At 50.7% G+C, this 10,787-nt stretch carries 11 protein-coding genes; 1 reads left to right on the top strand and 10 read right to left on the bottom strand.

The genetic code is table 11. The annotated features are described in order from the left end of the window. Positions 1–244: 244 nt before the first annotated feature. The gene (locus BLS03_RS16010; RefSeq protein ID WP_093276133.1) at positions 245–520 is read left to right on the top strand and encodes an EF-hand domain-containing protein; all 276 of its coding nucleotides are present in this window, start codon (positions 245–247) and stop codon (positions 518–520) included. A gap of 92 nt (positions 521–612) precedes the next feature. Here BLS03_RS16010 and BLS03_RS16005 read toward each other — a convergent pair whose 3' ends face one another. The 10 genes from BLS03_RS16005 to BLS03_RS15960 all read right to left on the bottom strand — a co-directional run bounded on the left by BLS03_RS16005 (position 613) and on the right by BLS03_RS15960 (position 10,731). After that, on the bottom strand, positions 613–1,857 hold the full coding sequence (locus BLS03_RS16005; RefSeq protein WP_176765617.1) for an allantoate amidohydrolase: 1,245 nt from the start codon (positions 1,855–1,857) through the stop codon (positions 613–615). Between the two features lie 19 nt (positions 1,858–1,876). Next, positions 1,877–3,109, bottom strand: coding sequence for a pyridoxal-phosphate-dependent aminotransferase family protein (locus BLS03_RS16000; RefSeq protein WP_093276128.1), 1,233 nt, complete (start codon positions 3,107–3,109; stop codon positions 1,877–1,879). Next, positions 3,102–4,724 carry a gamma-glutamyltransferase family protein gene (locus BLS03_RS15995; protein ID WP_093276125.1) on the bottom strand — a complete coding sequence of 541 codons (1,623 nt, stop codon included), beginning with the start codon at positions 4,722–4,724 and terminating at the stop codon, positions 3,102–3,104. Before BLS03_RS15995 ends, BLS03_RS16000 begins: the two co-directional genes overlap by 8 nt. 13 nt (positions 4,725–4,737) lie before the next feature. Beyond that, positions 4,738–5,952 (bottom strand): amidase, encoded by a 1,215-nt coding sequence (locus BLS03_RS15990; protein WP_093276123.1) that lies wholly within the window; start codon positions 5,950–5,952, stop codon positions 4,738–4,740. A gap of 26 nt (positions 5,953–5,978) precedes the next feature. Continuing rightward, positions 5,979–6,974 (bottom strand): bile acid:sodium symporter family protein, encoded by a 996-nt coding sequence (locus BLS03_RS15985; RefSeq protein ID WP_093276120.1) that lies wholly within the window; start codon positions 6,972–6,974, stop codon positions 5,979–5,981. A gap of 61 nt (positions 6,975–7,035) precedes the next feature. Then, complete coding sequence (locus BLS03_RS15980; RefSeq protein ID WP_093276118.1) at positions 7,036–7,854, bottom strand: MurR/RpiR family transcriptional regulator; 819 nt, start codon at positions 7,852–7,854, stop codon at positions 7,036–7,038. A 30-nt stretch (positions 7,855–7,884) separates the two neighbouring features. Then, positions 7,885–8,613 (bottom strand): amino acid ABC transporter ATP-binding protein, encoded by a 729-nt coding sequence (locus BLS03_RS15975; RefSeq protein ID WP_093276116.1) that lies wholly within the window; start codon positions 8,611–8,613, stop codon positions 7,885–7,887. Beyond that, positions 8,600–9,250, bottom strand: a complete 651-nt coding sequence (locus tag BLS03_RS15970) for an amino acid ABC transporter permease (RefSeq protein WP_093276114.1) — start codon at positions 9,248–9,250, stop codon at positions 8,600–8,602. Before BLS03_RS15970 ends, BLS03_RS15975 begins: the two co-directional genes overlap by 14 nt. 11 nt (positions 9,251–9,261) lie before the next feature. Continuing rightward, positions 9,262–9,930, bottom strand: a complete 669-nt coding sequence (locus BLS03_RS15965; protein ID WP_093276112.1) for an amino acid ABC transporter permease — start codon at positions 9,928–9,930, stop codon at positions 9,262–9,264. Between the two features lie 15 nt (positions 9,931–9,945). Further along, positions 9,946–10,731, bottom strand: a complete 786-nt coding sequence (locus BLS03_RS15960) for a transporter substrate-binding domain-containing protein (RefSeq protein WP_093276146.1) — start codon at positions 10,729–10,731, stop codon at positions 9,946–9,948. Positions 10,732–10,787: the final 56 nt, after the last annotated feature.

Below are 10,787 nucleotides of genomic sequence, written 5' to 3'. Positions count from 1 at the left end.
GCTTTAAGGCTTTAAGGCTTTAAGGCTTTAAGGCAAGTGTAACCAGTAACCTTGATGATTGAAAACGGGCCAATTGGCCCGTTTTTTTGTGCGCTCAACATAACCAAGCGACTGTAAATCATACAATTATTTTCGAAATTGACGGTCAAATTGTAAAGTTTCGTAAACTGGCGAACTGTTTATCGGTTTTGAGTTCTACTACAGGTCTGTATCAACACAGACCGTATGATAAGGAATCAAAAAAATGAACAATATTAAATCTTGGCTAGCGGTTTCTGCAGTCCTATTTTCAACTGCCGTTTTTGCCGATGATCGTCCTAGCCCACCACCGGGAGGCGGCGGTAAGCCACCGAGTTTTAGTGAAATGGACCAAAACGGCGACGGGGTTCTAACCTCTGATGAAGTCGATGGCCCAATCCGCGACCATTTCGACGATATCGACGCAAACGGCGACGGTGAAATCACCGAACAAGAGTTTGCCGATCACCGTCCACCAGGTCCGCCACCAAGCGACCAATAAGTCACGGATTGAAAAGCATCACCACTGCTCTAGGCAATGGTTTAGAGCTGAAGAGTAAAAAGCCCCGAGATTTCGGGGCTTTTTGATCAAAGTTACGGAGCAAATGATTGAACCATATCGATAAAACAATCGAGCGCGACGCTGACATCCTCCGTGGTGACACTTTCTGCCGGGTGATGGCTGATGCCCTTATCGCAGCGCACAAACAACATGCCAATATTGGCAACTTGGGCCATGACCATTGCATCGTGACCAGCACCACTTGGCAGGAAACACGCCGTTTGCTGAGTGTGCTTTTCAACCACGTTGGCCCATTTATGCTGCAATACTTCATCGCACAATACCGCTTGGGCTTGATAGATATTACGACTTTCAAAGCTCAAACTGCGAAGCTTGGCAATCGCGGCCAATTTTTCCAGTAGCGTTTCACAGCACGTTTCAAGCTGGTGCTGCGATAAGCTGCGAATATCGAGCGTAAAACGTACTTCGCCCGGAATCACATTCACTGCGCCGGGTAAGACTTCACATTTACCGACGGTGGCGACAATGTCATGCTCAAGAGCGTAATTTTCAATCTCGGTGACCATCTGCGCCACGCCGCAAAACGCATCTTGGCGCAAACCAATTGGCACAGTGCCGGCGTGACCTGCCATGCCTTTGACTGTCATTTCATAGCGTTTGGCGCCCGCAATGCCAGTCACCACACCCACAGGAAGGTTCTGCGCTTCCAGCACAGGCCCTTGCTCAATATGCACTTCAAGGTAGGCCAAAATCTCTTCATCGACACGCGAATCCGAACCTGCAACTTGCGGCTCTAGACCAAAACTGTCCATGGCACTGGCCATTGAAACGCCATTGGCATCTTCGACCTCAAGCCAACTTGGCTGAAAGCATCCGGCGACACCGCTTGAGCCGATCAGCGTGGTGTTAAAACGGGTGCCCTCTTCATCAGCAAACGCCACCACGTCAACGTGATACGGCAGCTCGACATCACCAAGCGCTTCGAGTGCTTCAAGTGCCAGCAGTACGCCTAAGTTACCATCGTACCTACCCGCGTTAGCGACCGTGTCGCTGTGCGAGCCCAAAATCAGCGTCGGCATGGTTGGATTGGCTGAGACTTTACGTCCCCACTGATTGCCAACACTGTCCTGCCACGTTTCAAGCCCAGCTTCAAGCATCCAGCTCGCCAATTGAGCATGAGCTAATTTATGTTCTGGGGTCAAATAAGCACGGGTGAGATGCTCTGGGGTTTCACTAAAACTTGCCATGCGGTCGGCGCGCTGCATCACTTTTGCCGCGCGACTTTCTGTCTCAGTCATACTGTCCTTGTGGCTCATACACACTCCTTGTTATGACTTAACAGTAAAATTCCATCGCGGCCGCTACCGCTTGCCCCGGCGTCACGGCCGCTTTGTGTTTAACCAAAATTGCCTCCAGCGCCGCTAATGTGGTGAGCACGCACTCTTGACGCGCGTTGTAGCCCATGGTGCCAATACGCCAAATTTTGCCGTGTAGCGGGCCAAACGAGGTACCAATTTCAATCCCAAAACAGTGCAGCAGCTCAAGGCGAATTTTATCGCCGTCAACGTTGGCCGGAATATACACGCCAACCACGTTATTCATCTTGTAGGCTTGGTTACCAAACAGCTCAAGCCCCATTGCGCGAAGCCCTGCGGCCAGTGCATCACCCGCTTGTTTATGGCGCGCAATCACTTTATCGCCGCCCTCTTCAAGGAAAATACGCGCACATTCACGCGCAGCGTAGAGCATGCTGGTTGCTTCGGTATGGTGGTTAAGACGCTCTGGCCCCCAGTAATCCATGATCATCGCCAAATCAAAATAGTTTGACTGAATCATCGCATCCTCACCGGTTTCATGGTGATCAGCGCGAATACCCGCTTCCACATGTTTACGGCGATTGATCACCTCAGCGCAGCGATCGCTTAAGGTAATTGGCGCAGAACCTGAAGGCCCGCCGAGACATTTTTGCAACCCCGCTGACACTGCATCCAGATGCCATTCATCGACTTTAAGGTCGTTACCGGCAATCGATGCGGTCGCATCACAGTAAAACAGCACGCCATGGCGCTGACAGATTTCGCCTATTTCTTTAAGCGGCTGATTCATTGTGGTCGAGGTATCGCCCTGCACCGTCGCCAAAAGTTTCGGTTGGAACTGCTTAATTGCTTGTTCAACTTTTTCTGCCGGGCACACTTCGCCCCATTCAATATCGATGGTTTTAACCACTGCGCCCACGCGCTGCGCGATCTCACACAATAAATGACCAAAGCGGCCAATCACAGGTACTAACACTTTGTCGCCCGGTTGCAGCACCGACACCAACACCGCTTCAATCCCCGAGCGCGCGGTACCATCAACCAACATGGTTTGCTGGTTTTGAGTTTCAAATACGCCACGATAGAGCGCCTGAACCTGATTCATGTACCCGGTCATCACTGGATCGTATTGACCAATCAGCGCTTGAGAAATTGCTTGATGCACACGCGGATACGCATTGATTGGCCCAGGCCCCATTAAAAGACGTTGAGGCGGATTAAGAGTTTCAAATAGTGATGCTTTGTTAGTCATTATGTTCTCCAAGTAAATAGGTTCCATCGCTACGAGGATCATTGGTGGCACTCGCACTTCCTTGCGCATCAAGCACAATGGCGCCGGCATGCCCCATCAGTTCATTATTGTCGTCAACGTAAGTGACGTCATGACCACGCGCTTCAAGCGCCTGACCAAATTGTTGGTATAAGGATTTTTCTAAACGTAGATTATTGGTGCTATCGCCCCAAGTTCGGCCAAGTAACCAGCGCGGCATCGCAACCGATTCTTCAAGGCCTTTGCCTTGGTAATGGAAACGGCTAAACAGACAAGCCTGCGTTTGTGGCTGGCCTTCACCGCCCATGGTGCCATAGCTCATGCGCGAGCCATCGTTGAGTTCAGCATAAGCTGGATTGAGGGTATGAAACGGCTTTTTGTTTGGCGCCAACACGTTGTGGTGAGCGCTATCGAGCGAAAAGCTCTTACCGCGAACATTCCATAATACGCCAGTTTCTGGCAGCACCACACCGCAACCAAATTCCCAGTAGATGCTTTGAATAAAGCTCACCATGGTGCCGTATTGATCGCTCGCGCCCATCCAAATAGTATCGCCGGGCTCGGCGATATGTGGCCAAGGTTTGGCGGTTTCAATTGAGATGTCACTGGCGCAGCGCTCAATCACCTCATCGCTAAGCCAATCACGCAGCGGCGCTTTTAAATACTCTTCATCGCACACCACTTGGTCACGAATAATAAACGCTTGCTTGGTCGCCTCAACCAACAAATGGATATGGTCCAATTCGCTAAGCTCTTGCGCCCCAAGATTATTTTTCGAAACCGACTGGTCCGAAACCGACTTGCCAGACACCAACTTGTCGTAAATAGCTAAAATCAGCAGCGACGCCACACCTTGAGTCGGCGCATCAAAGTTATACAGTTTGCCTTTTGAGGTGTTAACGCTCAGCGGCGTCATCACTTTGGCATGGTGTTGGTGAAAATCTTCAAGGCGCAGTGGGCTGCCTTGCGCCGCAAGTTCGCGAGCCATGGATTTGGCTAACTCGCCGCGATAAAAATCATCGAGACCATTATTTGCCAGAGTTTGCAGCGCGTTGGCAAGCGCTGGATTACGCACCACGTCGCCCACTTGCAGCGTGCGCTGCTCAGGCAGGAAAATCTCGCTAAAGGCACCAAGGCTAGATAAGCGCGCAAACGTCTTCTCACTGGCATTGACCAAGCTTTGCGTCACGGTAATGCCGCTTTGCGCCGCTTCAATCGCAGGTCCAAGTATGGTTTGTAGGCTCATGTCGCTGGAATCGATTTTCAGCGCTTTGTGCCAGCCTGATACCGTGCCAGCCATGGTCATCGCCGCAATGCCGCCGCTATCAGGCAGTTCATCACCTTGCGCGCGATATTCATCGACGTTGATATGACGGGCCGCCGCACCGCAGGCATCCACCGCAATCGGTGTATGACCCTTTTTTGCGATCAACCAAAAACCGTCGCCGCCAATGCTATTCATGTGCGGGTATTGCACCGCGATCATCGCTGCCGCCGCCACCATGGCTTCGCTGGCGGTGCCGCCAGCATCCAGAATTTGCTGACCCACTTTTGCAGCTTGATGGTGAGAAGCGGTAAATGCGGTTTGATGTTTCATTGTCTCGCTCCTGTTATTGCTCTGATACACAAGCGTTTGATTGCTTTGACGATTGCGACTGAGTCAGCGCCATCGCACTGGCAATTAAGTCGCCTTCAGATTGCGCCGCGCCGATAAGCGAAATCCCGCACGGCCCTTCTTCAAGCCCAGTCATCGGAATGTGCAATTGCGGCAATCCGCTTAACCCAGCCACACTGGTCATGCCCATCAATTGGCTGCGATAGATGGCAAGTTCGTCTGCGGGCATATCCAATCTTGGCGGGCCAGATGGCGTGGTGGGTAGCACCCACACACCGTCAAAGCTTGCGATAGCGCGGTGAATTTGCTCAGCAAACTTAGCCTGCTCGGCTTGCGCCGCTTGGTATTGCTCGGGGGTAATTTGGCGCGACCATTCAACGCGCGCGGCAATCGCAGGGTCTAAGCTATCGCCATGCTGACTTAGCCATTCACCGTGCAGGCGAATGATTTCAAAGCCTTGAATGGTACGAAACAGCTCACTCAGCGCATCAAGTTGCCAGCCATTTTTTGCCAGTACGTCACCGCGGATTAGGCTCACACCGACCGTTTGACACCAGATTTGCAAACGCTCTAAACGCGCTTTACCGAGCAAAGCGCTAAACGCATCATCAAGAAATAATCGGCTTTGAATTTGGCCGGGCTGCGGCGCAGCGCACAACGTCGCAAACGCTTGGTTAAGCATCGGTAGAGTTTTGGCAAACACGCCTGCGGTGTCAAAACTGCCCGCTAATTCAAAGCAGTGGCTTAGGTCGAGTTTGTGCAGTGTGGGACGCAGGCCAAACAGCCCACAGTAACTGGCAGGCACTCGTACTGAGCCGCCAGTGTCGGTGCCGATTGCAAAATCAGCGTCGCCACGTGCCACCGCAACCGCGCTGCCACTGGATGAACCGCCGGGAATGCACTCTGGCGCCAGCGGGTTTTGCGGCGTGCCGTAGTGAATATTTTGCCCATTGAGGCTATACGCCAACTCATCGGTTTGGACTCGGCCGACACATTTTGCGCCTTGAGCCAGCAGAGCCACAATCAGCGGCGAGGTTTTCTCGGCGGGTTGATGGGTGGCGAGCCATGTCGGGTTGCCAGCACCAGTGACGTAACCACCGACATCAAACAGGTCCTTGAAGACAAAGGAGGTATTTGAAAGCGTACCCTCTGCGGTCGGATTGATAAATTCCGGTCCTTGAGCGCAATAAACGCGAGCATCCTTACTCATTCTGTATTCCTTATTGAGTCAACTATTTAGCCCAGCGCAGCGGCGGACTTACTTTTACGAGCGTAGCGGTTGGCTTGAATCGCACAGTAGAAAATCTGAATCGGGTGATAAAGCATAATTGGCAACAAAATCATGCCCAGATTTGGGTCAGCGCCAAAAATCACTTTCGCCATCGGCACCCCAGCGGCTAGGGTTTTCTTGGTGCCACAAAACACCGCAGCAACTTCGTCTGGCAAATTAAATTTGGCCAGTTTGGCGGCCATTTGAATGAGGTGCACCATCACCAGCAGCACTACAAAACAGATCGCAATCGAACTGGCTAATAAGCCAACCGAGAATTCATGCCAAATGCCGTTGGCGACCGAATCGCAAAACGCGTTATACACAATCATTAAAATGACGTATTTGTCGATTTTGTTGGTTACCGCTTTGTGTTTTTCAACCCATGCAATCAGGTATGGGCGCAGCACTTGACCTACGATCATCGGCAATAGCAGCAATTTGGAAATCGACATCACCGATGCCATCAAATCAAGCTCCACACCTTCAAAACCCATAAACAATTGGATCAGCAGTGGCGTGATGAACACGCCAAGAATGCTCGAGAGTGACGCGTTAAAAATCGCGCCAGGTACATTCCCTTTGCCCACACTGGTCATTGCCACGGAGGAAGAAATGGTACTTGGCAATGCAAATAGGTAGCAAAAACCAAACGCCAACGCTGACGGCATATAGGCAAGAAAAGCGCCGTCAAACACCACCCACAACAGCGGATACAGAGCATAGGTCGCAAGCTGAATAAAAATATGCAGCCGCCAGTTAGTCAGGCCCGCTTTGATCGCTTGTGGCGACAAGCCTAAGCCGTGCAGGAAGAACACGATAGCAACGCCAAGCCCAGTCAGTTGCTCAAGGTGAATGACGCCGCCAGAGCGGCCAATATTCGGTGTCACGGTTGCCAGCGCAATGGCAATCACCATGCCAACCAAAAACCATTCTTTTTTTAATTTTGCTAATACATTCATGTTGTTAGTAACTATTTATTGTCGATTCATTTAACGTTTCAGATCACGGTTTGTGGCGTGATCATTCAATTTCATGCATCAAAGCATACTGCTCGCTAATGCGTTGGCTGAGTTTAACCGCATCTTGGCCGAGGTAACGGTATACTTTGTTCACTAAATAAGAAATCAGGCTCATTGGCACCGCATAGCTGTCGAGCGGCGATTGGTTGTTCATATGACAGATCATCACATGGCTAACGCGGTCTGCGTATTTCTGCCCTGATTGGTCGGTAATCAACAGCGTACGCTGAGATTTAAGCTGCTCAACAATGTGGTCAAATTGACTTACGCGGCGGCGAATACCAACCAAAATCACAAAGTCATCGGCACTGACATTAATTAAATCTTCTGCCAATGTTTGGCCCGGAACGGGCAACAATTCAACGTTTGAACGGCACTGCATCAGCTGCTGACGAAAATGCATCGCCAGCGGATAACTGTTGCGATAGCCGATGATTTTAACGGTTTTCGCACTGGCGATAGCCTGAATCAAACCGCTTGAGTCCATTGTGGTAAGCTGCGCCCAAAGCTGCTCAAGGGCGCGCATATCATGCTGAATATCCGGATCTTCGACATTAGAGGTTAATACCGGCACGCCTTTATCACGTTCACTCATTAACTCTTGGCGCAGGGCCAGATGATCGTCATAGCCCAGTTGGCGAATAAAGCGGCTGACACTGGTTTTTGACACATTACACGCCTGAGCGATTTCGCCGGTGGACAGAATCAAAATCTTTTCCGGATTGAGCTGCAAATAATCCGCCACACGCTGACTGCTCTGCGTTAGACGTGGATAATGCTGGCGAATACGTTCACTCAGAGAGTGCGAACTGTTAGTCATTCAAACTCCATCAATTAATGAGCGGCGCGCTTAGCGCACCGCAGAAAGAAAACCTTGCAGCTCTGGGGTTTGCGGATTGGCAAATACCTCATCGCTTGGGCCGGTTTCCCACACTTTACCTTGGTTCATAAACACGACGCGATCGCCGACATCGCGAGCAAAGTTCATCTCATGCGTGACCAAAATCAGCGTCATGCCTTCGGCTTTGAGCTGTTCGAGCACTTTGAGCACCTCGCCCACCAATTCCGGGTCGAGCGCCGAGGTAATTTCATCGCACAGCAGCACTTTGGGGTTCATTGCCAGCGAACGGGCAATCGCCACACGTTGCTGCTGACCGCCGGATAAATTGGCAGGGTATGCGTCGAATTTATCCGAAAGCCCTACTTTTTCAAGCAATTCACGAGCAAGCGTTTCGCACTCGGCGGCGTCTTTTTTCAGCACCAATTTCGGCGCGAGCATCACGTTCTCGCCAACCGTCATATGCGGAAACAGGTTAAAGCTTTGGAAAACCATGCCAACGCTACGACTTAGTAATCGCAGTTTGTATTCGTCGTCTTCCACCGCTTGGTTATCGACGATGATCACGCCTTGCTGATAGGTTTCCAAACCATTCATGCAGCGTAGCAAGGTACTTTTACCCGAGCCACTGCGACCGATGATCGACACCACTTCGCCCGGTTTGACTTTCAGATCCACGCCTTTCAGTACGTGGTTTTCACCATAATATTTATGGACTTGTTCAACACTAACGAGCGACATGATTGCGTGTCTCCAAATAACGGGCTAGCGCAGAAAGCGGATAGCAAATAACGAAATACAGTAGTGCCACCAAGGCGAACACTTTAAACGGTTGAAAGGTCGCATTGTTGAGCATGGTGCCAGCTTTCGTGAGCTCGACAAACCCAATGATCGACGCCAGCGCAGTGCCTTTGACAATCTGCACCGAAAACCCCACAGTTGGCGCAATGGCAAGGCGCGCGGCTTGCGGCGCAATAACGTAGCGCATGCTTTGTAAATAGCTCAATCCCATGGTGCGACATGCTTCCCACTGACCTTTGGGGAGCGATTCAATACAACCGCGCCAAATGTCATGAAAAAACGCGCTGCTAAACAGCGTGAGCGACAAAATTGCAGCGGTCCAGGCGCTGACTTCGATGCCGATAAGCGACAAGCCAAAAAAGGCCAAAAACAGCTGCATTAGCAGCGGCGTGCCCTGGAAAATCTCGACATACAGCTTAATTAGCCAAGTAAAAAACGGATTTTTGGTGCTGCGCAGAACAGTGAGCAGCAAACCAATCAAGCCACCGCACACAAACGCAATCAGCGACAATACAATCGTCCAACGCGCCGCCAGCAGCAAACTGCGTAAAATATCCCAATCAGTAAATTGCATCATAATAGCGGCTCCTACAGCGATGGGTTCTTAAACGTCATACGCTTAATCAGCGCAAAACATTGGCGCATCACAATCGCCAGTACCAGATAAATCGCCGCCGTCACCATGTAAGACTCAAAGCTTAAAAAGCTGCGCGATTGCACAAAGTTGGCGGCAAAGGTCAGATCTTCGACCGAAATTTGCGATACCACCGATGAACCGAGCATGACAATAATGCACTGACTGACCACCGCCGGATAAACGCGCTGATACGCAGGCGGTAGCACGATACGGACAAAAATTTGGCGACGGGTTAAGCCGAGCGTTTTACCCGCTTCCCACTGCCCTTTTGGCGTCGCTTCAATCCCAGCGCGAATGATTTCCGCCGAATAAGCACCCAAGTTAACCACCAACGCAATAAAGCCCGCTTCCCAAGCCGACAGTTTTACGCCAAGAGCTGGCAAACCAAAAAAGATAAAGAACAATTGCACAATAAACGGTGTGTTGCGAATCACTTCGATGTAACCGCTACACAGCACTCGTAGCCACGTTGCCTGGCTGGTTTTTGCTGCCGCGCACAAAGTGCCGAGCAGCAAACCCGAAACCGTCGATAGCACCGTGAGCTCTACTGTGGTGCCCAACCCTGCCACAAACTGTGGCAGGTAGGGAGTTAAACCACTAAAGTCCAGTTGGTAACTCATAACAGCCCTTACGCCTTATGCACCTAAGTCTTTAGGAAACGGCGCTTTAAGCCACTTCTGAGAGAAGCCTTCTAGCACGCCATCTTGTTTTGCTTTGTCGATCAGCGTATTGACTTTATCCAGTAGCGCAGTTTCGCCTTTCGCCACGCCCACGTAACATGGTGAGTTCTTAATTAAGAACTTGGTTTCTGGCGCTTTAGCCGGGAAACGTGTCGCAATTTCCGTCACAACTAAGTTACCCGTCGCAATCAAGCTCACTTGACCTGACAAATAAGAAGACAGCGTCGCGTTATTGTCTTCAAAGCGCTTAATAACCGCATCGCTTGGCGCCAATTTGCTCAGCTCCAAATCTTCAACCGAGCCGCGTGTAACGCCGATGGTTTTGCCCGCCAAATCTTTTGGTGACGACACTTTTTCCGAGCTTTGACCAAACACGCCTAAATAGAACGGTGCGTACGCTTTGGTAAAATCGATGGCTTTTTCACGTTCTGGGTTTTTACCCATGCTAGAAATCACCAAATCCACTTTACCGGTTTGCAAGTAAGGAATGCGGTTGGCACTGGTGACTGGCACCAACTCCAATTTCACATTCAACTGCTTGGCCAAATAGCCTGCCATGTCGATGTCGTAACCGTGCGGCTGAAGATCGGTACCCACAGAACCAAATGGTGGAAAATCTTGGGGCACCGCCACTTTCAATACACCTTTGCTTTGCACTGTGTCTAACTTGTCCGCGTGCGCGGTGCTAGCACCCACCAGTAACCCAAGCGTCAGAAAAACCCCTGAGATTGTTTTCATCATGTTCACTCTAAATCTCCTTTTGACATGAAACGTTTGAAACAACGACTATCTCATTA

It is taken from the genome of Vibrio xiamenensis (assembly GCF_900100015.1).
Classification (GTDB): Bacteria; Pseudomonadota; Gammaproteobacteria; order Enterobacterales; family Vibrionaceae; genus Vibrio; species Vibrio xiamenensis.
Note: the sequence above shows the minus strand (reverse complement) of the source record. Positions and strands in the feature narration are given on the sequence as shown.